The 26,111-nt window shown below is 34.6% G+C and carries 22 protein-coding genes, 1 riboswitch and 1 other annotated feature; of the genes, 1 reads left to right on the top strand and 21 read right to left on the bottom strand.

Translation table 11 applies throughout. From position 1 onward, the window contains the following. Nucleotides 1-104: 104 nt before the first annotated feature. From LQ598_RS08940 to hutP, 15 genes are all read right to left on the bottom strand, one after another. On the bottom strand, nucleotides 105-1,391 hold the full coding sequence (locus LQ598_RS08940) for an adenylosuccinate synthase (RefSeq protein WP_016911385.1): 1,287 nt from the start codon (nucleotides 1,389-1,391) through the stop codon (nucleotides 105-107). A gap of 285 nt (nucleotides 1,392-1,676) precedes the next feature. Beyond that, entirely contained in the window at nucleotides 1,677-3,077 is a 1,401-nt protein-coding gene (dnaB, locus tag LQ598_RS08945; protein WP_199196552.1) for a replicative DNA helicase, read from the bottom strand. 99 nt (nucleotides 3,078-3,176) lie between these two features. Next, a complete protein-coding gene (gene rplI, locus LQ598_RS08950; RefSeq protein ID WP_016911387.1) occupies nucleotides 3,177-3,623 on the bottom strand; it encodes a 50S ribosomal protein L9 in 447 nt (148 codons plus the stop codon). Then, nucleotides 3,623-5,587 (bottom strand): DHH family phosphoesterase, encoded by a 1,965-nt coding sequence (locus LQ598_RS08955; RefSeq protein WP_107536347.1) that lies wholly within the window; start codon nucleotides 5,585-5,587, stop codon nucleotides 3,623-3,625. Before LQ598_RS08955 ends, rplI begins: the two co-directional genes overlap by 1 nt. A 14-nt stretch (nucleotides 5,588-5,601) precedes the next feature. Beyond that, nucleotides 5,602-6,540 carry a DUF2232 domain-containing protein gene (locus LQ598_RS08960; protein ID WP_016911389.1) on the bottom strand — a complete coding sequence of 313 codons (939 nt, stop codon included), beginning with the start codon at nucleotides 6,538-6,540 and terminating at the stop codon, nucleotides 5,602-5,604. 60 nt (nucleotides 6,541-6,600) lie between these two features. Further along, nucleotides 6,601-7,572 carry a homoserine O-acetyltransferase MetX gene (gene metX, locus LQ598_RS08965; RefSeq protein ID WP_107556492.1) on the bottom strand — a complete coding sequence of 324 codons (972 nt, stop codon included), beginning with the start codon at nucleotides 7,570-7,572 and terminating at the stop codon, nucleotides 6,601-6,603. Between the two features lie 68 nt (nucleotides 7,573-7,640). Then, nucleotides 7,641-7,742: riboswitch (SAM riboswitch) on the bottom strand. Between the two features lie 66 nt (nucleotides 7,743-7,808). Then, nucleotides 7,809-8,135: an AzlD domain-containing protein gene (locus tag LQ598_RS08970; RefSeq protein ID WP_107536348.1), complete on the bottom strand. Its 327-nt coding sequence runs from the start codon at nucleotides 8,133-8,135 to the stop codon at nucleotides 7,809-7,811. Beyond that, a complete protein-coding gene (locus LQ598_RS08975; RefSeq protein WP_192977736.1) occupies nucleotides 8,132-8,827 on the bottom strand; it encodes an AzlC family ABC transporter permease in 696 nt (231 codons plus the stop codon). The genes LQ598_RS08970 and LQ598_RS08975 overlap by 4 nt, the downstream gene beginning before the upstream one ends. 241 nt (nucleotides 8,828-9,068) lie before the next feature. Further along, the gene (locus LQ598_RS08980) at nucleotides 9,069-9,584 is read right to left on the bottom strand and encodes a YceI family protein (protein WP_016911393.1); all 516 of its coding nucleotides are present in this window, start codon (nucleotides 9,582-9,584) and stop codon (nucleotides 9,069-9,071) included. Nucleotides 9,585-9,709: 125 nt separating this feature from the next. Further along, entirely contained in the window at nucleotides 9,710-10,987 is a 1,278-nt protein-coding gene (serS, locus tag LQ598_RS08985; RefSeq protein WP_016911394.1) for a serine--tRNA ligase, read from the bottom strand. A gap of 64 nt (nucleotides 10,988-11,051) precedes the next feature. After that, nucleotides 11,052-11,247: a binding site (T-box leader), on the bottom strand. 47 nt (nucleotides 11,248-11,294) lie between these two features. Beyond that, complete coding sequence (gene hutI, locus LQ598_RS08990) at nucleotides 11,295-12,536, bottom strand: imidazolonepropionase (protein ID WP_107556490.1); 1,242 nt, start codon at nucleotides 12,534-12,536, stop codon at nucleotides 11,295-11,297. Next, a complete protein-coding gene (gene hutU / locus LQ598_RS08995; protein WP_016911396.1) occupies nucleotides 12,529-14,196 on the bottom strand; it encodes a urocanate hydratase in 1,668 nt (555 codons plus the stop codon). Before hutU ends, hutI begins: the two co-directional genes overlap by 8 nt. A gap of 17 nt (nucleotides 14,197-14,213) precedes the next feature. After that, the gene (locus LQ598_RS09000; RefSeq protein WP_107556489.1) at nucleotides 14,214-15,524 is read right to left on the bottom strand and encodes a YjiH family protein; all 1,311 of its coding nucleotides are present in this window, start codon (nucleotides 15,522-15,524) and stop codon (nucleotides 14,214-14,216) included. Nucleotides 15,525-15,551: 27 nt separating this feature from the next. Then, nucleotides 15,552-17,036, bottom strand: coding sequence for a histidine ammonia-lyase (gene hutH, locus LQ598_RS09005; RefSeq protein ID WP_107536350.1), 1,485 nt, complete (start codon nucleotides 17,034-17,036; stop codon nucleotides 15,552-15,554). Nucleotides 17,037-17,130: 94 nt separating this feature from the next. After that, nucleotides 17,131-17,568 carry a hut operon transcriptional regulator HutP gene (hutP, locus tag LQ598_RS09010; RefSeq protein ID WP_107536351.1) on the bottom strand — a complete coding sequence of 146 codons (438 nt, stop codon included), beginning with the start codon at nucleotides 17,566-17,568 and terminating at the stop codon, nucleotides 17,131-17,133. 222 nt (nucleotides 17,569-17,790) lie between these two features. On the opposite strand from hutP, the gene LQ598_RS09015 reads away from it, so the two are divergent. Further along, on the top strand, nucleotides 17,791-18,600 hold the full coding sequence (locus LQ598_RS09015; RefSeq protein WP_103322407.1) for an NAD(P)H-hydrate dehydratase: 810 nt from the start codon (nucleotides 17,791-17,793) through the stop codon (nucleotides 18,598-18,600). Nucleotides 18,601-18,783: 183 nt separating this feature from the next. Here LQ598_RS09015 and gyrA read toward each other — a convergent pair whose 3' ends face one another. From gyrA to LQ598_RS09045, 6 genes are all read right to left on the bottom strand, one after another. Then, nucleotides 18,784-21,378 carry a DNA gyrase subunit A gene (gene gyrA / locus LQ598_RS09020; protein ID WP_107536352.1) on the bottom strand — a complete coding sequence of 865 codons (2,595 nt, stop codon included), beginning with the start codon at nucleotides 21,376-21,378 and terminating at the stop codon, nucleotides 18,784-18,786. 33 nt (nucleotides 21,379-21,411) lie between these two features. After that, on the bottom strand, nucleotides 21,412-23,334 hold the full coding sequence (gene gyrB / locus LQ598_RS09025) for a DNA topoisomerase (ATP-hydrolyzing) subunit B (protein WP_107536353.1): 1,923 nt from the start codon (nucleotides 23,332-23,334) through the stop codon (nucleotides 21,412-21,414). A gap of 22 nt (nucleotides 23,335-23,356) precedes the next feature. Beyond that, a complete protein-coding gene (gene recF / locus LQ598_RS09030; protein ID WP_016911729.1) occupies nucleotides 23,357-24,472 on the bottom strand; it encodes a DNA replication/repair protein RecF in 1,116 nt (371 codons plus the stop codon). Between the two features lie 3 nt (nucleotides 24,473-24,475). Then, the gene (gene yaaA, locus LQ598_RS09035; RefSeq protein ID WP_269473333.1) at nucleotides 24,476-24,706 is read right to left on the bottom strand and encodes a S4 domain-containing protein YaaA; all 231 of its coding nucleotides are present in this window, start codon (nucleotides 24,704-24,706) and stop codon (nucleotides 24,476-24,478) included. 184 nt (nucleotides 24,707-24,890) lie between these two features. Then, nucleotides 24,891-25,310: a disulfide oxidoreductase gene (locus tag LQ598_RS09040; RefSeq protein ID WP_107536354.1), complete on the bottom strand. Its 420-nt coding sequence runs from the start codon at nucleotides 25,308-25,310 to the stop codon at nucleotides 24,891-24,893. A gap of 15 nt (nucleotides 25,311-25,325) precedes the next feature. Beyond that, a complete protein-coding gene (locus LQ598_RS09045; protein WP_107536355.1) occupies nucleotides 25,326-26,057 on the bottom strand; it encodes a DsbA family protein in 732 nt (243 codons plus the stop codon). Nucleotides 26,058-26,111 lie beyond the last annotated feature (54 nt).

The raw sequence follows: 26,111 nt of genomic DNA on the forward strand, positions 1-26,111 counted from the left end.
TTCAAGAGAAGCTTGTAAGAGCAAATCGTAACACTATATAAAAAAAGCATATCACGCTTATGACTGAAAAATTCAGTAGCGTGATATGCTTTTTTATTTAAAACTTAATCCCATAAGTTTTCTAATAAGTTTGTTTGGTTTCTATCTGGTCCTACTGAGAAGATAGAAATTTTTACGTCACATAATTCAGAAACGCGCTCTAAATAACGACGTGCGTTATCTGGTAATTCTTCTAATGAACGGCATCCTGTAATGTCTTCTTCCCAACCTGGTAATTCTTCAAAGATTGGTTTACAACGTTCTAATTCTTTTAAGTTTGCTGGGTATTCTGTAATTTCAACACCGTCAATTTCATAAGCTGTACAGATTTTAACTGTTTTAAGACCTGTAAGTACGTCGATTGAGTTGATTGATAAGTCTGTAATACCACTTACGCGACGTGAGTGACGTAATACAACTGAGTCAAACCAACCTACACGGCGTGGACGTCCTGTTGTTGTACCGTATTCACGACCAACTTCACGGATATGGTGACCATCTTCATCGAATAGTTCTGTAGGGAATGGACCGTCTCCTACACGTGATGTATAAGCTTTACATACACCGATAACTTTAGATACATATGTTGGACCAACACCGCCACCTACTGTAACGTTACCAGCAATTGGGTTACTTGATGTAACGAATGGATAAGTACCATGATCGATATCTAACATGACACCTTGTGCACCTTCGAATAAAACTTTTTCATCATTTACGAAAGCATCGTCTAATAATTTAGGTGTGTCTGTAACAAACTCTTTTAAGCGTTGTCCAGCAGCAAAATATGTTTCAAAGATTTCTTCAAACGTGAAACCTTCAGCATTGAACATTTTTTCAAACAATTCATTTTTATATTCTAGATTTTCTTTTAAGCGTTTTTCAAATGTTTCTTTATCTAATAAATCAGCCATACGAATACCGATACGTTGCGCTTTATCTACATAAGCTGGACCGATACCTTTTTTAGTTGTACCAATTTTGTTGTCTCCGCGTTTTTCTTCTTCTAGTTCATCTTGTTTTAAATGATATGGCAAGATTACTTGTGCACGGTTAGAAATTCTCAAGTTATTTGTTATAACACCGCGTTCGTTTAATGCATCTAATTCTTTTAATAAAGCAACTGGATCTACTACGACGCCATTACCGATAACACTTAATTTATCTTTATAAAATATACCTGATGGTACTAAGTGTAATTTAAAAGTTTCTCCATCAAATTTTATTGTATGACCTGCATTGTTACCACCTGAAAAACGTGCAATAACGTTTGCATCCTCTGCTAAGAAATCTGTAATTTTACCTTTACCTTCGTCTCCCCATTGCGTCCCAACTACTACGATTGATGACATGTGAGCACCTCCGCTTTTTCTCATTAACCATAAAGTATTCTATCAGTCCTATAACTAAATTGCAAACTAAAAACGAACATTAGTAAGGAGCGTTTTTTTACAACCTATAAATGTATGATAAACTCTATCAAAGACCATAACCATAGTGTTTAAAAGGATTTAACCTTAAATATTTCATTGTACAAACACAAACATAAAGAAATAATTGTCACTTTACACAAAACAAAAGACGTACATTTTAATAGAAAACTATATAAATGTACGCCTTTTTACCAAAAAACTTTTTTATCCAAATTCCATTCCAGCATGTTGATAATCAATATCTGTGAATTTGTTGTATTGTTTCATGAAGTGAAGTTTAACAGTACCAGTTGGACCATTACGTTGTTTGGCGATAATAATTTCTATTTCACCATTCTCATCTTGTGCACCGGCATCCATTGCTTCTCCATCTTCGTCTTCTCCACCTCTTGAATAGTAATCTTCTCTATACAAGAAGGCAACGATATCCGCATCTTGCTCAATAGAACCCGATTCACGAATATCACTCATCATTGGTCTCTTATCTTGTCGTTGTTCAACACCACGGGATAACTGACTTAGTGCGATAACAGGGCATTCTAGTTCCCTAGCTATCGCTTTAAGCATACGTGAGATTTCAGATACTTCTTGTTGTCTGTTATCTGAGCTACGTGAACCACTACCTTGAATGAGCTGTAAGTAGTCAATCACAATCATGTCCAATCCGTGTTCTTGTTTCAATCTACGACATTTTGCGCGTATATCCGTGATACGGATACCTGGCGTATCATCGATAAATATTTTTGTGCGAGACAGTTTACCGACAGCTACTGTAAACCTACTCCAGTCTTCCTCTGTCATCGATCCTGTACGCAATCTGTTCGAATCAACATTACCTGTACTACAAATCATACGTGTTGCCAGCTGATCTGCACCCATTTCGAGTGAGAATATGCCGACAGAGTAAAAATCTTGATGCGTAGCGACTTGTTGGGCAATATTTAATGCGAAGGCAGTCTTACCGACAGAAGGACGTGCCGCAATAATGATTAAATCATTGCGGTTAAAGCCTGCTGTCATTTGGTCTAAATCTCTATATCCTGTTGGTATTCCTGGCGTTTGACCACTGTTTTGATCAAGTTGCTCAGCGTTATCAAATACAATACTTAAGACATCTTTAATGTCTTTGAATCCTTCTGTACCTCTTGAAGCAGAAATTTCTAATATTCTTTTCTCTGCGTCACCTAACAATGATTCTAAATCCAGTTCTGGATTATACCCATCTTCAGCAATACTATCTGCTACACGAATCAATTGACGTTTCACTGCATGCTTAAACACGATATCTGTGTAGAAATGAATATTTCTAGTTGTCGGAACATTGTTTGCTAATTCAGCTAAATATGCAGGACCACCCGATTCTTCTAACAAAGATTCAGCTGCTAACTCATCCATCAGTGTTACCGAATCAATTTCTTTATTCTGCTCATTTAACATCAACATCGCTCTAAATATATGTTGATGATTTGCACGATAGAAAGCTTCAGGTATTAACGTTTCACCTGTTGAGTTAATCAGTTCAGGATCAATCAAGATTGCACCGATAACAGATTGTTCAGCCTCTATACTATGGGGCATTTGTTTTGCATTCATCATATTATCCATACCATCCATACTGATTACTCCTTTCCGTTTTTAATATTTTTTATTATAACGCATTAAAATAGGTCGGTAAATCAAATACCGACCATTTTAATGAATCACTTAAGCTTCTACAACGTGTACTTTTAATGTTCCAGAAACTTTATTATGAAGTTTAATAGAAACTTTTGTATAACCTAGGCTATGAATGCCGTTAGGTAAGTCCATTTTACGTTTGTCCACTTTAATTTGATGTTGTTTTTCTAATGCTTGAGTAATTTGTTTCGTACTTACTGATCCGAACAATTTACCACCTTCACCTGTTTTAGCAGGTATTTCAACTTCTATTTCTTCTAGTTTTTGAGCAAGTGCTTTTGCATCATCTATTTCTTGTTGTTTTAACTCTTCTTGGCGTTTATTTTGTTGTTCTAATTGTTTCATGTTTCCAGGAGTCGCTTCTACAGCATAATTATTTTTTATTAAGTAATTTTGACCATAACCTACTGGTACGTCTTTTACTTCTCCTTTTTTACCTTTACCTTTAACATCTTGTGTGAAAATAACTTTCATTATTCTTCCACTCCTTTTTCTTCTGATTCAACAACCTTAATTAATTCTTCGATTGCTTTCTCTACTGATGTATTTTTAATTTGTGTTGCGGCATTTGATAAATGACCGCCGCCACCTAATGCTTCCATTGTTAATTGTACATTCACTTCACCTAATGAGCGGGCGGAAATACCAATTGTATCTTCTGAACGTCTTGCAACTACGTAAGATGCTTCTACACCTTCTAAACCAAGCAACTCATCTGCTGCTTGTGCCACTGTTACAGGATGATACGTTTGATGATCCTCACCGTGTGCAATCGCGACGCCACTTCGGAATAGTTTAACAGTCTTAATTAAATCCGAACGTTTAATATATGTGTCTATGTCATCTTTTAAGAAATGCTGACAGAGAATGGTATCTGCACCGTGACTTCTTAAAAAGCTCGCTGCATCAAATGTTCGTGATCCAGTTCTTAAAGTAAAGTTACGCGTATCGACTATGATACCTGCTAACATAATTGTTGATTCGATTCTCGTTAAACGATGTTCTGTTGGTTGATACTCTAATAATTCTGTAACGAGCTCTGCAGTTGAACTTGCATAAGGCTCCATATAAACAAGTAGCGGGCTAGAAATAATACTTTCTCCTCGACGGTGATGGTCGATAACCACTTTTCTATTTGCCTTGTTCAGCAAATTCTCGTCTATTACAAGTTCAGGTTTATGCGTATCCACAACAACGAGCGTCGTACGTGGTGTCATTTCATGCCATGCTTCTTCTGATGTAATAAACCGTTCTTTAAGGTCAGGTTTCTCATCTATTTCAGTCATAACACGCTCTAAAGTGCTATCAATATCAGAGTCATTTAACACGATATAAGACTCTAAATTATTCATTTTAGCGATACGAGAAACACCGATTGCAGCACCGATTGCGTCCATATCTGGTGATTTATGACCCATAATAATAACTTTGTCACCTTCGATTAAGATATCTCTTAATGCATGAGAAATTACACGAGCACGGACTCTTGTTCTTTTTTCCATTGGATCCGTTTTACCACCGTAAAATCTTACATTACCGTTACTATTTTTAATGGCTACTTGGTCTCCACCTCGACCGAGCGCTAAATCTAAACTGGATTGAGATAGCTCACCTAATTCAATTAAGTTCTCACTACCTTCACCAATACCGATACTCAGTGTTAATTGATGTCCGATTTCTCGCGTTCTATCTCTTAAGTCATCTAACAAATTGAACTTCAATGTTTCTATATCTTGTAAAATACTATTATTTAATAAAGCTACAAATTGATCCGAACTATAACGTTTAATATAGAGTTGATAACGTGATGACCAATCATCAATTACGCTCGTGATGATACTGTTAATTTCGGAACGTTGAGAATCGTTCATATTCTGAGTAATTTCGTCATAGTTATCTAAGAAAATCGTCGCTATGATTGGTTTTTCATTTTCATATAACTCATACACATGTGCAGACTCTGTAATATCGAAAAGATAAATCGCTTTTTCATCTTCGGTATACGTAACTTTATATTTATATGAACCTTCTTCAATCTCTACTTCTGGTGTATTTTCTAATCTTTTTAAAATGTTTGGAAAGATTTCATTAATCGGTTCGTCTAAAACATCTCGCTCTAAGCGCTTATTAACAAAATTATTAATCCATTCGATATGATCTTTTTTATCTAATAGTATTACACCTATTGGCAAGTCACTAACAGCACTTGTCTTACTTTTAGTAATTCTTCCGGCTAAACTTCCAATATATAAGTCTAATTTCGCAAAGCTTTTTCTAATAAAAAATATGCTTATTGCAATTAGAATTATCGTAACAACCGTCGAAATAATCGCCCAAAATATCGAATTAAAAAAACTGAAAACGAGTAGCACTAAAGCTAATATCATCATAATGACGTACGGAAATATTAGGGCTTTCTTAACTGATTGACGGTTCATAAACTCACCTCAATTTACTTTTTTATGCGTTGTTTTAAATTAAACCAAATATCCATTAATCCAAATAAGTATGCAAACGGCTTAAATATGAAGGCCATTACAAATATCAAAACACCTACAATAATAGGTAATTTTTTTACTTTTACGTATAAATGGAACAAGGATAATGCTTGAATAAATATAACCCATTCTAACACAAATTGTAAGTTAGTGACTATGCCATACATCACTACGTTTTCTTTTGAAACAAACAAACTTACAAGTACAGTTATCACAAATACAAACGCAACACTTCTATTAATTTGCCACATAAATAATGGTCTGAATACTGGTGTCGCTACTTTGAATTTTCTTAATATAGGGAAAGTCACGAGTAAATTAACGAGGACAAGTACAAATACCCATAATATTATATACCCAGGAATGCTTACTTGTAATATCTCAATTGAAACTCGTAATGCTTCTTCAATTTCTGTCGTTAAATTTCCACTCATTTGAAAATAAGACATTAATACATCTTGATACTGACTAAATAACTTGCTTGTTAAAGGTATGTTCCCTGTAATTTGTAAAATTAACACACTACCGATTGTTAATATACTCATAAATGCTGTAACTAAGTATAATATACGTTCTTTTGATGTACGTTCAAGTAACAATTGTCCAATGAATACACTCATAAATACCATAAGCGTCATCGCTGTTAATAAAAACATATTATTGAATAGTACGGTCGCACATAATGTCACGACAACAGTCACAAAAAACGACGGTTTAGATCGATACCAAAGTATTGTTCCAGGTATCGTAATGAACGGTAATATAATAATTGCTAAATATGGTGCGAAATTCATAACTACCACACTTAGCACTAGTGCTAATGTTGCTATAATTGTCGCTTTTATATCGACTTTAAAAGACAAATTTTTCACTTCCCAATCTAATTTAAACATCTTTCTCTATTTTACAGATTTTTATCTCTTAAAACAATGTAGGTGACTTTTTAAATGATATTAGCGTGCTTTGAATTTATGTAATTTTAAAAAGTGATAGACATTAGGTGCCCAATCTCCAAAGTTTAATAAGAAGCCATCGTGACCAACATTGTCTTGCACAAAGAAATGTCTATGATATTTAAAGAATCTACCTAAAGCTCTCACTTGATCATCTGGATACAATAAATCATCCGCAAAGCCTAAAGTTAAGACTTTCGTTTCTAGTTGTTGCAATCTTTCTTCAACATCATTACGGCCTTTAAATATGTCATGGCTATCTAATACGTCTAACAAGGTTAAATAACAATCTTTATCGAAAGTTTCTTTAAATTTATTACCTTGATATTTTTGATAACTCACGACGTCATCTGCTGAAAATCTCGCCTCATAATCTTTACTTGAACGATAAGTTAAGAAGCCGAGCTGTCTTGCTATACTCAAGCCATCTTGTCCATTCATATTTATAACTTGTCTAGCGATTTCATTAAATGCTCTGCTATATGATGACGTCTTCTCAGTCGCTGCTAATATAACGGCCTTTTTAACTTCAATTGATCCATCGTAAAGCATTTCTAGAGTTTGCATACCGCCTAAAGAACCGCCGATAAGTACATCTATTTTTTCATAGCCAAAATGTTTTAACGCTAAAATATTCGCTTTAGAAATATCTCTCATCGTTATTTTTTCTGGGAAATTTGATGTATTCAATTTAGAACTCGAGCCATAAGGGCTACCAATTACGTTGAATGTAATAAATTGATAATCATTAATTGAAAGGTAACCACCATCTATAATTTCTCTCCACCAGCCTGGATTTTCATCGTCGCCATACGTTAAATGATTACCTGTTAACGCGTGACAAATAACGACTAAAGGTTGACCTTTATATCCAACATATTCATATTGAAGTTTCAAGTTATCAATCACTTCACCAGATTCTGTTTCAAAATATCCTAATTCGACTAAACCTGTTTCTCGAGAAATAATCATATTAGAACCCCCTCTGTTATTAAATAGAAAAACTTCTTACTCGTTAAAGAAGTAAGAAGTCCTCATCATCCTTATTATGCGAGTAAACTCGTTGGTAGTAGCACCGTATCCAATATGACCGGTTGCTGAAGTGTCATCGGGCCAAATCCCTTAACTTCTCTGAATAAGCTTTGCTATATAATTTATATTAAGAATACTAGAAAAGAGCATTTCTTTCAATAAGGTAACGAATGAAATTAAAAGACGAATCGGACCATCGCCATGATAAACATCCCTACTATAACTGTGATTGTTAAACTTCTAGATATTAAAGCGATCATGATGGTTGGAACGGCAACAATCATACTTTCATAATTCAATGTAAATCCAGACGTACCTTCTTGGTTTAACATACCTTCGACGATTAATGCAGTAAACAGACAAACAGGTACATACTGTAACCACTTAATCACATTTTTCGGTAATTCAACCTTCGCTAAAAGTACAAAAGGCGATACTCTAATCATCCACGTTAAAACAAAACAACCTGCCGTAATCAACAACAAATAAGTCGAAATACTCATTTATCGAACACCACCCCTACTACTGAAGCAATGATGGTCGCTATAATAATAGTTAAGTAAGTCGGCATAAATAATGTTAGGAGCATCATGCTTACAATCGTTAATACAATTAAATATATATATACGGTGATTTTACTTTTATGTATCGTTTCAAATTGGGCCACAAGTAAAAATATGAACATCGCTGTTAGTGCATAATCCAGCCCAAATGCTTCTGGCCTAGGAATTAAATTCCCTACTAAACCGCCTAATATAGATGTCAAAATCCATAATAAATAAGCCGAAATATTTAAACCGTGCATCCAAGTTGAATTTAATGATTTTTCTTTCGCATATTTCGTAATTGCAACACCAAACGACTCATCTGTAACGAGTGTTCCGATACCAATGTTAGACCAAAATGAATTGCTTTTAAATGCTGGAACGAGCGCTAAACTTTGTAGAAACATTCTAGAATTAACAAAGAATACGGTTAAAAAAATCGCTGATATAGGAGATTGGATGGCAACTAAAGCACAAATAATAAATTGAGCAGCACCCGCATATACAAAGATAGATAATAATGTGATTTCTAAAATAGATAAACCTGATGAAACACCAACAATACCAAATGCTAATGCGACACTAAAATAACCAAGCATAGTAGGTATACAATCTTTAACGCCTTGAAGAAACGAAGCTTTATGAGTCACGCTATAACTGTTCAACACCCTACCTCCAAACAAAATATCGCTACGAGGGTAAGTCTAATGTTTGTCTAACCTCAGTCTGACTTACCTCTTTAATAATTTTAATATGTCTTAGTTTTATCATACCTAAAGTACATTAGCAATAAAGCTTGATTAAATATTCGGAAAATAATAAACAAAACAAAAAAACTACGCACAAAGCTTTTTCAACTTTGTACGTAGTTCTTATATAATCTATTATAAATTATTCGCCTAAACTGAATTCAGCACTTGCTTCGAATTTAACATCTCTACCGATCATTACGCCACCTGTTTCTAATGCTTGGTTAAATGATACGCCGTATTTTTCACGATCAATTTTACCATTTACTACGAAACCTGTAACTGTTTCACCGTTTAATGGATTTTTACTTACGCCGTTGAAATCAACGTCGAAAGTTTCTTCGTGAGTTGTACCAGCCATTGTTAAATCTCCAGTGATTGAATCTTCACTGATTGATTTTGTTTCAAACGTAATGTTTGGATTTTCATCTGCACTAAAGAAATCTGCTGATTTTAAGTGTCCATCACGGTCTGCATTTTTAGTATTAATTGAATCTGCTTTAATTGTTACTTTTGCTTTTAATGATGATAAATCATTAATGTCTCCTGAAACTTCTACATCATAGTCTTCAAAAGTTCCTTTAACGCGAGATACCATTAAATGTTTTACTGTAAATTCTAAACTACTGTGTGTTTTGTCAAAATTGAAATTAGTCATGTGTCAAAACTCCCTTTATTTATTTTATATACTTATTATATCAGATATAAAAAGTATATTCAAGATTTAAGTCTAAAAAAAGAGCAACCAATATATGATTACCCTTTTTGTAAGATTTAACTCACTTATAGTTCAATTGTTTTAAGTCCACCCATAAATGGTACTAATGCTTCAGGCACTGTGATTGTTCCATCTTCATTTTGATAGTTTTCGACAATTGCTGCAAAAGTACGACCAACTGCTAAACCACTACCATTTAATGTGTGTACGTATTCAGGTTTAGCATCTTTATCACGTTTAAATCTAATGTTTGATCTTCTAGCTTGGAAATCGGTCATATTTGAACAAGAACTGATTTCTTTATAATCATTGTAGCTCGGTAACCATACTTCTATATCATATGTTTTAGAGCTTCCAAAGCCTATATCGCCTGTACATAGATTAATTGTTCTGTAAGGTAATTCTAGCGCTTGAAGAATGTTTTCAGCGTGTCCTGTAAGTTCTTCTAACGCATTGAAAGAATCTTCAGGTTTTTCATATCTTACCATTTCTACTTTGTTGAATTGGTGCAATCTAATTAGACCTCTAGTGTCTCTTCCCGCAGAACCTGCTTCACTTCTGAAACATGCTGATTGGCCAGTAAATTTAATAGGGAATTGTTCATTTTGTAACACTTCATTACGATAGAAATTCGTTAATGGTACTTCTGCTGTAGGAATTGTATATAATCCTTCTTTTTCCACTTTGAATAAGTCTTCTTCAAACTTAGGCAATTGGCCAGTACCAAACATTGAATCTGCATTTACAAGTTGTGGTACCATCATTTCAGTATAACCATGTTGAGTTGTATGCATTGTCACCATGAAATTCATAAGCGCTCTTTCAAGTTGAGCACCTTTACCTGTTAAAAATACGAAACGTGCACCTGATACTTTAGCAGCTCTATCAAAGTCCACCATTTTCAAGCTTTCAACTAAATCCCAATGTGCTTTAGATTCAAAATCAAATGTACGAGGTGTACCCCATTTACGAACTTCAACATTATCATCTTCATCTTTACCAACTGGTGTTTCGTCACTAATTAAATTAGGAATTCTTACTAATTTATAAGTAACGTCATCATTTATTTGATTTAATTCTTGATCTATTTCTTTAATTTGATCGCCGACTTGACGCATTTCTAATATAACGTCGTCCGCATTCTCTTTATTACGTTTTTTCTGAGCGATTTCTCCGCTCACTTTATTACGACGAGATTTAAGTTCTTCCGTTTGAGCAATTAACTCACGACGTTTTTTATCTAATTCTAAAATTTCATCGATGACTTTTGGGTCATCACCTCTTTTTGATACTTTGTCTTTAACGAATTCTGGTTCAGATCTAATTAACCTAATGTCTAACATAATATTTCCTCCCTCTTATTCCATAATTGTTTAAGAAAAAAAGCACCACGTTCCTTGTTGTTACACAAGGGACGTGGTGCTTACGCGTTGCCACCCTATTTAACAGTCGTATAGACTGCACTCTAAGTCATATAACGGTTTAAACCGATTGTTCTGCTTAATAGGATAGATTCATTTAAGTTTCATGTCTTGTTTGCACCAACCACAAGCTCTCTTTACATGACAGTCTTAAATTACTTATTCCTAAACAATATGGATATTAATTTAACCTAAATATATCAAATCGACATCATATTTTCAAGCTATATTATGATTCAGACAATAAGCCTGGATTTTCATAAACTTTTTTACCATTGATAATAACTGTATGAGCATGATTGACGCCATAATGATAAGGTAAATATTCATGGTTTGGAATGTCCCAAACGACCACATCTGCTTGGTCACCTTTTTCAAGTGTACCTGCGTCTACATCAATTGCTTTAGCGGCATTCACTGTAACAGCATTCCATATTTCATTAGGTGTAAGCTTTAATTTTAATGCTGCTATACTCATCACCAGTTGAAGGTTATCCGTTACACAGCTACCTGGATTAAAGTCCGTTGCTATCGCAATCGCACCGTTATGATTAAGCATACCTCTAGCATCCGCGTATTGATCTTTACCTAAATAGAATGTTGTACCTGGTAATAAGACAGCTACAGTATCACTATCTGTTAAAGCTGCTTTATCTTCTTCACTGGAAGCGACTAAATGATCTGCTGAAATTGCACCTTCTTCAATCGCTAAACCTAATCCACCGAGAGGATCAATTTCATCAGCATGGATTTTAACTTTTAATCCTTTATCTTTTGCTGCTTGCATATAACGTCTTGATTCTTCAATTGTGAATACACCTGTTTCACAGAAAATGTCTGCAAAATCAGCTTTATCTTTCACATCATCTAATAAATCTATCATTTCTTGTAAAAATGTCGCATTATCTTTAGCATCTTTAGGTACCGCATGTGGTCCAAGGAAAGTATGTTTCATTCTGATTGGTGTGTCTTGATCTAGTTGATGTGCCACATTTAATTGTTTTAATTCTGTTTCTTTATCTAGCCCATAACCACTCTTAGCTTCAACAGTCGTCGTGCCAAATTGAATCATTCTAACAATCTCTTTTTTAGATTTTTGATAAAGCTCATCCTCAGTAGATTGACGTGTCGATTCAACCGTACTTAAAATACCGCCACCTTGTTTCAAGATGTCTAAGTAGCTTACGCCTTGTTGTTTAAGAGCCATTTCATGTTCTCTAGACCCACCGAACACTAAATGTGTATGTGCATCTATTAAACCTGGAGAGACTACTTTATTTGATCCATCTATCACTTCGTCCGCTTCATATTCATCAGTATATTCACCTGCATAAACCACTTTGCCATCGTTAATAACAACCGTACCATTTTTAATAATATTTAATTCGTTTAATTCTTTACCTTTAAGAGGTCTAGCAGTCTTTTTCGGTAAAATTAATTCACCTATATTTTGTATGATGATATTATTCATTGTTATCTTTCTCCTTTAACATTGGAATATCTACATTTTTTTCTTTCGCAGTATCGATAGCAATGTTGTAACCCGCATCTGCATGTCTCGCAACACCCATGCCAGGATCTGTTGTGAGTACTCTTCCAAGTCGTCTATCAGCGCGTTCACTACCATCTGCTACAACTACCATACCAGCATGTAAAGAGTAGCCCATACCAACGCCACCACCATGGTGAACTGAAATCCATGAACCACCTGCAGCAGTGTTAACAAGCGCATTTAATATTGCCCAGTCGCCGACAGCATCTGAACCGTCTTTCATTGATTCTGTTTCTCTATTTGGAGATGCTACAGAACCAGAATCTAAGTGGTCACGACCGATAACGATTGGTGCTGTGATTTCACCGTTTCTCACAAGTTCGTTTAATGCTAATCCCATTTTTGCACGTTCTCCATATCCTAACCATGCAATTCTAGAAGGTAATCCTTGAAATGCGATTTTTTCAGTAGCCATATCTAACCAACGCATGAGCTTCTCATCTTCTGGGAATAATTCTCTCATGAGTTGATCTGCTCTTTCAATATCTTTAGGATCTCCACTTAATGCTGCAAATCTAAATGGTCCTTTACCTTCACAGAATAATGGACGAATATAAGCAGGTACAAAACCAGGAAAATTAAAGGCTTTTTCTAAACCTTCGTCAAATGCTACTTGTCGAATATTATTTCCATAGTCGAAAGCTACTGCGCCTTTTTCTTGGAATAATAACATCGCTTCTACATGTTTTTTCATAGACGCTGAAGATAATTTAACATATTTTTTAGGATCACTTTCTCGTAATTTGTCCGCTTCTTCTAACGAATAGCCTTCTGGAACATATCCATTTAACGGATCATGCGCTGAAGTTTGGTCCGTTATGATATCAATTTTAAATCCTCTGTTCAGAATTTCATGATGGACTTCAGCTGCATTACCTACTAAACCGATTGCGAGTGGTTTACCGGCTTTTTTAGCTTCTTCTGCCTTTTCTAAAGCTTCGTCTAATGAATCAGTCATAATATCACAATATTTTGTTTCAATTCTCTTTTCAATTCGTGAAGGATCCACATCTACACCGATGACGACACCGTCATTCATCGTAACTGCTAACGGTTGAGCACCACCCATGCCACCTAATCCAGCCGTTAATGTGATTGTACCTTTTAAAGATCCATCAAAATGTTGATTTGCCAGTTCAGCAAAAGTTTCATATGTACCTTGAACGATACCTTGTGAACCGATATAAATCCAGCTACCTGCAGTCATTTGGCCATACATCATAAGACCTTTCTTATCTAATTCATGGAAATGTTCCCAATTTGCCCATTTAGGCACGAGAACAGAGTTTGATAGTAATACTCTAGGTGCTTCTTCATGTGTTTTGAATACAGCTACTGGCTTACCAGATTGTACGAGCATCGTTTCATCGCTTTCCAATCTTCTTAACGTTTCAACAATCGCATCAAAGCTTTCCCAGTTACGAGCAGCTTTACCAATACCGCCGTATACCACTAATTTATCAGGATGCTCTGCCACTTCAGGATCAAGATTGTTGTATAACATTCTTAGTACAGCCTCTTGTTCCCAACCTTTACATTCAATTTCTAAACCTTTTTTAGCTTTAATTTCTCTAGACATATGTCATTTCCCCTTTTCTAAAAAATTAATAAACTGAACGGTATCGCGATTAATAAAGTAAGTGCGACACGAATAAACCATATTAAAACCAATTTCCATATCGGAATTTTAATTTCTGTTGCCAAAATACAAGGTACCAAAGCAGAGAAGAATATAATTGCTGAGATACTTGTAATTGCTGTAACAAACTTCACTTCAATCGATGCCTTAACAACTAGAAGTGATGGTAAGAACATTTCGATGATTGATATTGTGGAAGCTTTTGCTAACAACGGTTTATCATCGATAGGAAACAGATAAATGAATGGATAGAATATATAGCTCAACCAATCGATAATAGGCGTAAAATTAGCTAATAATAATCCTAAAAATCCTATCGATAAAATTGAAGGTAATATTGCCATCGTCATCTCTATTCCATCTTTTAAATTTGTCATAATGTTTTTAAATAATGTTAAAGATTGATGTGATTGGCGCTTTGCTTCTCTATATGCTGCTTTAAGATAATTACCTTGAACCTTCATTTCTTTCTGACCTTCTTGGTTATGATAATAAGCTTCTGATTCACCTGAAATAGGTGGTAAATGTGCAGAAATTGCGGTTACGATAAATGTAATAACTAACGTACTCCAAAAGAACAAGTTCCACATATCCATTAAATCTAAAGTACCTGCTACAATAACCATGAATGTTGCTGATACAGTTGAAAATCCAGTTGCGATAATAACCGCTTCTTTCTTGTTGTACATACCATCTTTATAAACTCTGTTTGTAATAAGCAATCCTAAAGAGTAACTTCCTACAAATGAAGCAACTGCATCTACGGCAGACTTACCTGGTGTCTTAAATACTGGCCTCATAATAGGTTGCATAAGCACCCCAATAAATTCTAAAAGTCCATAACCTACTAAGAATGATAAAGCAATGGCACCAACTGGTATGAGAACACTGAGTGGTAACATTAATTTATCGAATAGGAATGGCCCATAGTCAGGATTAAAAAGCAATTGAGGTCCTACTTTAAAAACATACATACAACCAATTACAGCACCCATCACTTTAAACAATACCAATATAAAGTCGGTGATAGATTTCTTAAAGTCCATCCGTACAAGCGGTAAGATTGCGCCTATTAATATAATAATAAGTGCGTAATAAGCCATAAAGTGACCGAATAAAGCACGTATAGCTAAATGAATGTGATCGACTAAAATCGTACTATTTTCACCGATTTGCATTGGCACAAAGAATAATGCAATTCCTAATAAACTAAACACATAAAATCTCCACATCTTTTTACCGGTATTATCTAATTGCTGATTATGCATCACATCACCCCTATGTTTGCTCTTCAATTATCTTAAATACTCATAAACTTTTTCTATATCATGATGAAATACTCTATCTTGTGTGATTGATGGCACTATTGCTCTTAGTTCTTCATATTTCGCTTTAGTCTTAGGCGATAATTTCTCTACCCCTTTAATTTCTACAGCTTGCAATGCAATGATGCACTCAATAGAAATGACTCTTCTTACATTTTGAATAATTTGATACGCGTGTCTCGCCCCGATTGTGCCCATCGATACATGATCTTCTTGGTTTGCTGATGAAGGAATTGAATCTACGCTTGCCGGGTGAGCTAACGTTTTATTTTCTGAGACTAATGAAGCGGCTGCATATTGCATAATCATCGCACCGCTTTGTAAACCAGGTTCAGGACTTAGAAAAGCTGGTAGACCCCCATTCAGCTGTGGGTTAACTAATCTCTCAAGTCTTCTCTCTGAAACATTAGCTAATTCTGCTACACCGATTTTCAAGAAATCAACTGCAAATGCAATCGGTTGTCCGTGAAAATTGCCACCTGAAATCACAAGTGTTTCGTCACCTTTATCAAAAATTAGAGGATTGTCATTAGCTGCATTCATTTCTAATTCTAATTTTTCTTTTACATAATTCAGCACTTGGAAGCTTGCGCCATGAATTTGTGGAATACACCTCAATGTATAAGCATCTTGCACGCGCACTTCTCCTTGACGCGTTGTTAATTGAGATCCTTCCAACCAATTTCTCATTCTTTCTGCGACTTCAACTTGTTCCTTAAAATTTCTTGCAATATGAACATGTTCATCATAAGCATCTACTATACCGTTAAGCGCTTGATGTGTTAATGAAGCGATCCATTCAGAATGGTAAGCAATATTTTCTGCTTCTATATAAGCAATTACCCCTTGTGATGTCATTGCTTGTGTTCCATTAATGAGTGCTAATCCTTCTTTCGCTTGTAACGAATGAGGTTCTAATCCGACTTCATGTAATACTTCTTTTGCATTACGTGTTTCACCTTCGTATTGAACATCTCCTTCACCAATAAGCGCTAATGCCAAATGAGATAATGGCGCTAAATCTCCAGAAGCGCCTAATGACCCTTGTTCTGGTATGACAGGTATAATTCTTCGATTAATAAATTCTACAAGTAATGCTACTAGTGATTCCGTAACACCAGAATGTCCCTTTAACATCGTATTTAGTCTCAGAATCATCATGACTAATGACACATCGTTAGGAAATGGTTTACCAATACCACACGAATGTGAACGTATTAAATTCACTTGTAAATCGTTATATTTTTCTTTTTCTATTAATACATCACTAAACAATCCAAAACCAGTCGTAATACCATAAATAGTTTCTTTATTTTTAATAATTCTCTCAACTGTTTCTCGACTTTTTCTAACATTAACTAATGCTTCTTCTGATATTGTGATTTGCCCATCTTCTTTTAAAAACTTTTTAATATCATGAATTGTTAAATCTTTACCATTTAATACTAAAGCCATTCAAAACACTCCTTTTCAGGACACAAAAAAATACAACAAATCATCATTTGTTGCACCTTTCTCATATCTAATGTCTAATAGGCGTTTCTATGTCTTATATATGATTTATACCTAATCCAATTGTTTCATGTTCTTTACCTTTGATAGGCGCGCCAATCGTACCGTATAAACTAACTGCTATCCATTCACCTTCTCCAACGTCTTTATATGGATAACCTCGTACAATAGCAAATCTTAAGCCAACTGTTCGCATGATTTCACCTATAGATAATTCGCCTCTCGTAATACCATTAACCGCTTCTAATATGGCATGGTATAATGCGTGCGTTTCTCTATAATGACTTTCAGAAATAATACCTTCTCTTCTAGCCGCTGTTTCAACCGATGCAATAATTTTATTCAATGACATTGTTCCAATTCTGCCTGTTAAAAATTGCATTTCACGACATTGAGGCATTAACTGTTTAGCAGTATCCTCATCTGTAAGGGTTAATAATGTAGCGTACTTTCCAATCGATATTTGTTCAGTCATGTGAAAGCTCCTATCTCGTCTAATAACTAATGTCTATATTCACTTTTAGTATACGCTTTCATAAAATTTATGACAATACTTTTTAGAACATCCGTAATTCAGTGATTGATTAATATATTACCTTGTTAAAGTAATTTCTTTGTAATGTTTTAAAAAATATACTGTTCAATTTCATCTTTAAGTGGCATAATGAATCGTACAATTACTTGAAGGTGGGTTAATATGAAGACAATTTCATCTGTCACAATTCCAAAGAGGGAACAAGAATCTCATAAAGGGGATTATGGTAGAATATTATTAATCGGTGGTAACGCTAATTTAGGTGGCGCAATCATGTTAGCTGCAAGGGCGTGTGTATTTAGTGGTAGTGGTCTTATAACAGTCTCCACACATTCATCAAACTTCGCCGCATTACATTCACGTTGTCCTGAAGCAATGGTTTCAGATATAACAGATTTGAAAAAGCTCTCTAAATTAATCGAACAATCGGATTGTATTTTAATCGGGCCGGGACTTGGTTTAGACTTTAAAGGGAATAATACGTTAACGTTTCTATTCCAAAATATTCAGCCACACCAAACTTTAATTATTGATGGAGATGCTATAACGATTTTGAGTAAATTAAAGCATACTTTACCAGAATGTGAAATTATCTTTACACCTCATCAAAAAGAATGGGAACGATTGAGCAATATCCCAATAGAAGAACAAACATATGAAAAAAATAAAGAGGCAGTTAAAGCATTGAATGCGACTGTCGTATTAAAAAAACATGGTACAGAATTATTCTTTAGAGACCATGAATATAAATTATCAATCGGTACACCCGCTATGGCTACAGGTGGAATGGGAGATACGTTAGCAGGTATGATCACAAGTTTTGTTGGGCAATTTGATTTAGAAGAAGCGGTTATAAATGCAACTTATATCCACAGTTATATTGGTGAAAAGCTATCTAAAGATATGTATATTGTCCCACCATCAAAACTGATCGATGAAATTCCATACGCAATGAAGTCATTTGAATCATAATAAAATATATCTTCATTAGGTAATCGCCTAGTGAAGATATATTTTTATATTTTAAAGTTTACGATTTATCATGTGGAGCCTGACTTGATAATTTCACAGACAAATCGCACGAAGACTCAGAAATTAAAGTAAAAAAAGAGCGCAAATTCTTCGGAATTAAGAATTTGTGCTCTTTTTAATATATTATTCTTCTTCGTTATCTTGTTCTTCGATGTCTTCATTTACACGTTCAATGAAGTCTTCTCTTAAGTCTTCTTTTCCATCATGCTCTTCAGTATCTTCTGTACTTACAGTTTCATCTAAATCGCCTTCTACTGGAGATTCTGCTATTTCATCTTCGTCCGGCTCAACTTTTGCAACTGTTGCAACGTGTTGGTTATCGCCTAAACGGATTAATCTAACACCTTGTGCGCTTCGTCCGTTTTGAGAAATATCTGACACATGAAGTCTAATTATTACGCCTGAGTTGGTAACAATCATTAAATCTTCATCACCTGTAACAGTAGTAATGCAAACAAGTTCACCATTTTTCTCAGTTAGCGTAGCAGTCTTAATACCTTTACCGCCTCTATTAGAAATACGGTATTGATCTGCTGATGTACGTTTACCATAACCTTTTTCGGTTACAATTAGGATTTCATCTTGATGCTCTTCATCTGTGATGTCTAATCCTATTACTTCGTCACCTTCTCTTAATGAAATACCTCTTACACCTGCTGCTGTTCTACCTAATGGGCGTAATTTAGTTTCATCAAATCGAATTAACGAAGCATGTTTCGTACCGATGATCACTTCTTTAGTACCATCCGTCAGTCTAACCGCTATCAGTTCATCGCCTTCTTTAAAGTTGATGGCAATCTTACCATTTTTGTTTATACGTGAGAAATTAGATAGTTTCGAACGTTTAACAGTACCATGTTTAGTAGCAAATACTAAGAAGTTTTCTTCGCTTGAAAGATCCTTAACTGCTATCATTGTACTAATCATTTCGTCTTTATCAATTTCTAAAGCATTCACAATTGGTAAACCTTTAGACTGTCTAGACATTTCTGGAATTTCATAACCTTTAAGTTTGTATACACGGCCTTTATTCGTAAAGAATAAGACGTTATCATGTGTACTTAACGTCACTAACTGGCTAACAAAGTCATCTTCTATAGTATTCATACCTTGTACACCTCGACCGCCTCTGTTTTGAGAACGGTATGTAGAAACTGGTAATCGTTTAATATAGTTATTATGACTTAATGAAATCACGATTTGTTCTTCTGGGATTAAGTCTTCATCTTCAATTTGATCAAGACCAGCTGCCGTTATTTCAGTACGACGTTTATCACCATATTTATCTCTAATTTCAGTGATTTCTTCTCTAATGATTTCAAGTAACTTTTCTTCATCATCTAAAATCGCTTTTAATTCTTCAATAAGTTTAAGTAAGTCTTGATATTCATTTTCGATTTTGCCACGTTCTAATCCAGTTAAACGACGTAAACGCATATCTAATATCGCTTGAGCTTGTCTTTCAGATAAGTTAAAGCGATTTTGCAAACCTTCCATCGCTTCTGAATCACTTTGTGCTTCACGAATTAATGCGATGATTTCATCGATATGGTCTAACGCTATTCTTAAACCTTCAAGAATATGTGCTCTATCTTGTGCTTTTTTCAAGTTATATTTCGTACGTCTTGTTACGACTTCTTTTTGGTGTTCTAAGTAATGGAATAGTATTGGGCGTAAGCCTAATAGTTTAGGTTTACCGTTTACTAAAGCAATCATATTTACACCAAATGAAGTTTGTAATGGCGTTTGTTTATATAAATTATTTAAGATAACATTCGCATTAGCATCTTTTCTAACTTCAATAACGATACGAACGCCGACTTTTAAGCTTGTTTCATCTCTTAAGTCTGTAATACCTTCAATTTTCTTATCACGTGCTAACTCAGCAATTTTTTCAATTAATCTTGCTTTGTTAACTTGGTAAGGAATTTCACTTACTACGATACGCTCTTTACCGTTCTTCATAAGTTCTATTTCTGAACGGGCTCTCATGATAACTGAACCACGACCAGTTTCGTAAGCACGTCTAATACCACTTCTACCCATAATTAAACCAGATGTTGGAAAATCAGGTCCTTGAACGATGTCCATTAAGTCATTCGTTGTAATTTCTGGGTTATGGCTTAATGCTAATACGCCGTCAATAACTTCGTTCAAGTTATGAGGTGGTATATTCGTAGCCATACCAACAGCTATACCTGAAGTACCATTTACTAGTAAGTTAGGGAATCTTGCAGGTAAGACTACCGGCTCTCTTTCGTTACCATCATAGTTATCTTGGAAATCAATTGTATCTTTGTTTATATCTCTTAATAATTCGCCTGTGATTTTAGACATACGTGCTTCTGTATAACGCATTGCAGCAGCACCATCGCCATCCATAGAACCAAAGTTACCTTGGCCATCTACTAATGGATATCTATAACTAAAGTCTTGTGCCATACGCACCATTGCTTCATAAATAGATGAGTCACCATGAGGGTGATACTTACCCATTACGTCACCAACGATACGTGCAGATTTTTTATAAGGTTTATCTGAAGTCATACCTTGATCATTCATACCATATAATATACGTCTATGAACTGGTTTTAAACCATCTCTAACATCTGGTAAAGCACGAGATACAATTACGCTCATTGCATAATCTAAAAATGACTCTTTCATTTCTTTACTGATGTTACGTTCAATAACTCTTGATTGTGGTATTTCAGCCATTAATCATATCCTCCTTAAATCGTAAATAATGCTTTATATATCTAACGTTGCGTATTCGGCATTTTCTTCAATAAATTGACGACGAAACTCAACAACATCTCCCATAAGCATTTCAAAAGTTTCGTCAGCTTCTATCGCATCAGTTAGTGTTACTTGAAGCATTGAACGATGTTCAGGATTCATTGTTGTATCCCACAATTGATCAGCATTCATCTCTCCAAGACCTTTATAACGTGCTATAGATAATTTTGGTGTTGAGCTAAGTTCTTCTTTTAATTTATCTAGTTCTCTATCGTTAAATACGTAATATTTTTTCTTACCTTGTTCTACTTTGTATAAAGGTGGTTGTGCAATATACACATATCCCGCTTCAAGAAGTGGTCTCATAAATCTGTAGAAGAATGTTAATAATAACGTTCTAATATGAGCACCATCGACATCGGCATCCGTCATAATAACTAATTTATGATATCTTGCTTTACTAATATCAAATTCTCCACCAATACCTGTACCAAGACCCGTAATCATTGCACGTATTTCATTGTTACCTAAGATTCTATCTAAACGTGCTTTTTCAACGTTTAAAATTTTACCTCGTAAAGGTAATATTGCTTGTGTTCTAGAGTCACGACCTAATTTCGCAGACCCCCCGGCAGAGTCACCCTCAACGATGTATAGTTCACATTCTTCAGGTTTCTTACTTGAACAGTCAGCTAGTTTACCCGGTAAACTCGAAACTTCTAAAGCTGATTTACGTCTCGTAACTTCTCTTGCTTTTTTAGCAGCAAGACGAGCTCTAGACGCCATAACACCTTTATCAACAATAATTCTCGCAACATTTGGGTTTTCTAATAAGAATCTTTCAAATAGTTCAGAGAAAAGTTTATCAACAATTTGACGTACTTCTGAATTACCAAATTTAGTCTTAGTTTGTCCTTCGAACTGAGGATCACTATGTTTAATTGATACAACAGCTGTCATACCTTCACGCACATCTTCACCAGATAGCTTCTCTTCGTTCTCTTTAAGAAGTTTATTCTTCAGTCCATAACTATTAATAACACGTGTTAAAGCACGTTTAAAACCATCCTCATGAGTACCACCTTCATAAGTATGAATGTTATTGGCATACGTAAGTAAAGTTGTAGCAAAGCCACTGTTATGTTGAATTGAAATTTCAACTTCTACATCCTCTTTACTATCATGAATGTAAATTGGTTCATCATATAATACTTCTTTAGATTTATTTAACATTTCAACGTAAGATTTAATACCGCCTTCATAGTGGTAAGAATCTTCTTTAATATTTTCTTCGTCTCTTTCATCTCTTAATGAGATTTGAATACCTTTGTTTAAAAATGCAAGTTCACGAATACGCTTTTGTAATGTTTCATAGTCGTATTCAGTTGTTTCAGTAAAAATTTCTTTATCTGCTTTAAAGCGAATAGCTGTACCTGTATGATCTGTGTCGCCAATGACTTTCAAATCAAAAGCTGGTACACCTCTTTCGTATGCTTGATGATATATTTTATTATTAAGGTGAACGTAAACTTCTAGTTCAGAAGATAGTGCGTTTACGACAGATGATCCAACACCATGCAGACCACCAGATACTTTGTATCCGCCACCGCCAAATTTACCACCAGCATGAAGAACGGTTAATATAACTTCTACAGCAGGACGACCCATTTTCTCTTGAATATCTACAGGTATACCTCTACCATTATCCGTTACTTTAATCCAGTTATCTTTTTCAATCACAAGCTCTACATGATCTGCATATCCAGCTAATGCTTCGTCAATACTGTTATCAACAATTTCCCAAACTAGATGATGTAAACCTCTTGCAGCTGTAGAACCGATATACATACCAGGGCGTTTACGGACTGCCTCTAAACCTTCTAATACTTGTATCTGATCTGCACCATAACTTGTACCGTTATTTTGTTCTGACACGTATTTCCACCTTCACTTTCATCTACTCAATAATATTGCCTTTAGATACATTAAATACCTTGGCATCTTTCATAATCTCATGTTCAATTCCATCAACAGATGTAGTCGTAACAAATGTTTGTACCTTTTCTTGAATAGTACTTAATAAATGGGTTTGTCGTTTATCATCAAGTTCACTCAACACGTCATCTAATAATAATATTGGATATTCCCCAACAACTTGATTAATCAACTCAATCTCTGCAAGCTTTATAGATAATGCTGTTGTACGCTGTTGTCCTTGCGAACCATAAATTTGTACATTCATGTCATTAACATGAAAGCTAATGTCGTCTCTATGTGGCCCAAATCTTGCACTTCCACGCTCAATCTCTTTATCCATAGATTCATTAAGCAACTCGCAAAAAGCATTTTTCAATTCAGATACATTTTGATGTGTTTCAGCCAGTTTTATATTAGGTTCGTACTGAACCTGTAAACTTTCTTTTTCACTCGTTATACCTTGATGAATAACTTCTGCAATTTTTTGTAATTCACTAATAAAATGTGCACGCTTCAAAGTTACATTTGCTGCCGCTTCTGAAAATTGTTCATTGAATACTTCTAACATTGTTCGATCTTTCATTCTCCCAATTTGTAATTGCTTGAGGTAATGATTTTTTTGTTTAAGTAATCTCTGATAATTAGATAAATGATTTAAATAGACCGCAGACATCTGACCGAGTTCCATATCAATAAAACGTCGTCTGATTTGCGGGCTACCTTTTACAATATTCAAATCTTCTGGTGCAAACAATACCACATTTAAATGGCCAATATATTGTGTTAAACGACTCTGTTCTAGATGATTAACTCTCGCCTTTTTGCCCTTTTTAGTAATGATTAAAGAAATAGGCATTGTTCCATGACGATAACTTAGTTCACCTTCTATTTTACCATACTCTTCACCAAACTGTATGAGTTCTTTGTCATTTGAAGTTCTATGACTTTTAGCTAATGCTAAAGTATAAATAGATTCTAATAAATTCGTCTTACCTTGGGCATTCTCGCCAATTAATATATTAACATTTGAATTAAATTGAAGTGTACATTCATCATAATTTCTGTAATTGGTTAAAGTAAGCTTTTGTAGTATCATAATTTATTCGCTAAGATGGTTAATACGAAATTGACCCTCTGAAGGAATTTCGATTACGTCACCATCATGTAATTTTTTACCACGACGAGTCTCACGTTCACCATTTATCAATACTTCTTCATCTTGGAGGAACCATTTAGCTTGACCACCCGTTCCAATGACGCCTTCGTTTTTTAGGAATTGACCTAAAGTTATATCGTCTTTAACTGAGATATCTTGTACCACTATCTTCACTCCAATCTTAATTAGTCATCTCTATATTATACCTTTTTTTTACTAAAAAATCATGTTTTTAAGCGCAATTCATTTTAAGATAAATAAATCTCCAAAAAATTTATATTTAAACTAAAAAAACATAGCTCACATTTGATAGCAAGCTATGTTTCATATTGTGAGCAAGATACTGAATCTCAAGCTCTTATTTTAAAATTTCTTTATCTTTTTTTGAGAATATTAATATTAAGCTAATGGACAGGAATGCTATTCCTGCTAAAAATGGTATCGTTATAAATCCAAGTCCATTGATATATTCTGATGAACATGGCACGCCTTGTGTACATGGTTTGATGTCAGCAAATCCTGGTACTTTTTGTTCTAAATAGTGCCACGTTGATATTAACAGCCCGATTATTGAAAATGGTAGTGCTATTTTTTTAACGTTACCATCATTTTGGAATGAGCCAATACCTAATATAATTACTAAAGGATACATACATATTCTTTGATACCAACATAATGTGCATGGTACAAATCCTTGTATTTCACTAAAATATAAGCTGCCTAACATAGCAACTAAAGCTATTACCCAGGAAATAAATAGTGCATATTGTTGCTTCAAATATATCACCTATTTTTATTTATTTTTCTTTTCGATTGCTTGATCGATTGCTTTGGATACTTTGTCGTAATCCATTGGATCTGCTAACACTTTACCATCTACAATTACTGTTGGTGTTATGTCTATGTCATATTTATTCGTTAAATCAGAATCGTTTTTCATTTGTTTATATGATTCTGAATTTCTATCTTTCACTAATTTCATAATTTGATCTTTTTTAGATTGATTGATATCTAAACCGTCTATTGCTTTTTTCACTACTTTTAAATCTAACCATTCGTCATCAGTTTCAGCATTATGATCATCTGGTTGCGCTTCAAATAATGCTCTATGATAATCCCAATACGCATCTGGTGCTATTTTATACACAGCGTGCGCAGAAGCGCCCCCTAATTCAGAACCTTCACCGTGGAATGGTGCATTAACGAATCTATATTCAACTTTATCTTTGTCGATATAATCTTTTTCAATTTGATCCATGTAATTTGTTTCGAATGCTTTACATGCTGGACATTTAAAATCCCCAAATTCTATGATTTGAACTTTAGCTTTATCTTTTTTATGTGTTGGATTATCGTTTGTATCTTTTGATAAATCTGTTGCTTTAACAGTTCTATCAAATAGACTTTCTTCTTTGTTGTCACTTCCGCTTCCACCAAACACAACTAGTAATACGATACCTACGACAACAACAACTATTGCTATCATCAGAAACATTATATTACTATTACTATTTTTATTCGCCATATTAACCCCTCAATCTCTATAGTTGATACTATAAATTTTATACTATCATTCAGA

This window comes from Mammaliicoccus sp. F-M27 (genome assembly GCF_022387115.1).
In the GTDB taxonomy this organism is placed as follows: domain Bacteria; phylum Bacillota; class Bacilli; order Staphylococcales; family Staphylococcaceae; genus Mammaliicoccus; species Mammaliicoccus vitulinus.

What these genes read in the sequence shown, in the direction of transcription:
- LQ598_RS08940 (WP_016911385.1), bottom strand. Translation starts at nt 1,391, where the DNA reads ATGTCATCAATCGTAGTAGTTGGGACGCAATGGGGAGACGAAGGTAAA.
- dnaB (WP_199196552.1), bottom strand. Translation starts at nt 3,077, where the DNA reads ATGGATAATATGATGAATGCAAAACAAATGCCCCATAGTATAGAGGCT.
- rplI (WP_016911387.1), bottom strand. Translation starts at nt 3,623, where the DNA reads ATGAAAGTTATTTTCACACAAGATGTTAAAGGTAAAGGTAAAAAAGGA.
- LQ598_RS08955 (WP_107536347.1), bottom strand. Translation starts at nt 5,587, where the DNA reads ATGAACCGTCAATCAGTTAAGAAAGCCCTAATATTTCCGTACGTCATT.
- LQ598_RS08960 (WP_016911389.1), bottom strand. Translation starts at nt 6,540, where the DNA reads ATGTTTAAATTAGATTGGGAAGTGAAAAATTTGTCTTTTAAAGTCGAT.
- metX (WP_107556492.1), bottom strand. Translation starts at nt 7,572, where the DNA reads ATGATTATTTCTCGAGAAACAGGTTTAGTCGAATTAGGATATTTTGAA.
- LQ598_RS08970 (WP_107536348.1), bottom strand. Translation starts at nt 8,135, where the DNA reads ATGAGTATTTCGACTTATTTGTTGTTGATTACGGCAGGTTGTTTTGTT.
- LQ598_RS08980 (WP_016911393.1), bottom strand. Translation starts at nt 9,584, where the DNA reads ATGACTAATTTCAATTTTGACAAAACACACAGTAGTTTAGAATTTACA.
- serS (WP_016911394.1), bottom strand. Translation starts at nt 10,987, where the DNA reads ATGTTAGACATTAGGTTAATTAGATCTGAACCAGAATTCGTTAAAGAC.
- hutI (WP_107556490.1), bottom strand. Translation starts at nt 12,536, where the DNA reads ATGAATAATATCATCATACAAAATATAGGTGAATTAATTTTACCGAAA.
- hutU (WP_016911396.1), bottom strand. Translation starts at nt 14,196, where the DNA reads ATGTCTAGAGAAATTAAAGCTAAAAAAGGTTTAGAAATTGAATGTAAA.
- LQ598_RS09000 (WP_107556489.1), bottom strand. Translation starts at nt 15,524, where the DNA reads ATGCATAATCAGCAATTAGATAATACCGGTAAAAAGATGTGGAGATTT.
- hutH (WP_107536350.1), bottom strand. Translation starts at nt 17,036, where the DNA reads ATGGCTTTAGTATTAAATGGTAAAGATTTAACAATTCATGATATTAAA.
- hutP (WP_107536351.1), bottom strand. Translation starts at nt 17,568, where the DNA reads ATGACTGAACAAATATCGATTGGAAAGTACGCTACATTATTAACCCTT.
- LQ598_RS09015 (WP_103322407.1), top strand. Translation starts at nt 17,791, where the DNA reads ATGAAGACAATTTCATCTGTCACAATTCCAAAGAGGGAACAAGAATCT.
- gyrA (WP_107536352.1), bottom strand. Translation starts at nt 21,378, where the DNA reads ATGGCTGAAATACCACAATCAAGAGTTATTGAACGTAACATCAGTAAA.
- recF (WP_016911729.1), bottom strand. Translation starts at nt 24,472, where the DNA reads ATGATACTACAAAAGCTTACTTTAACCAATTACAGAAATTATGATGAA.
- LQ598_RS09045 (WP_107536355.1), bottom strand. Translation starts at nt 26,057, where the DNA reads ATGGCGAATAAAAATAGTAATAGTAATATAATGTTTCTGATGATAGCA.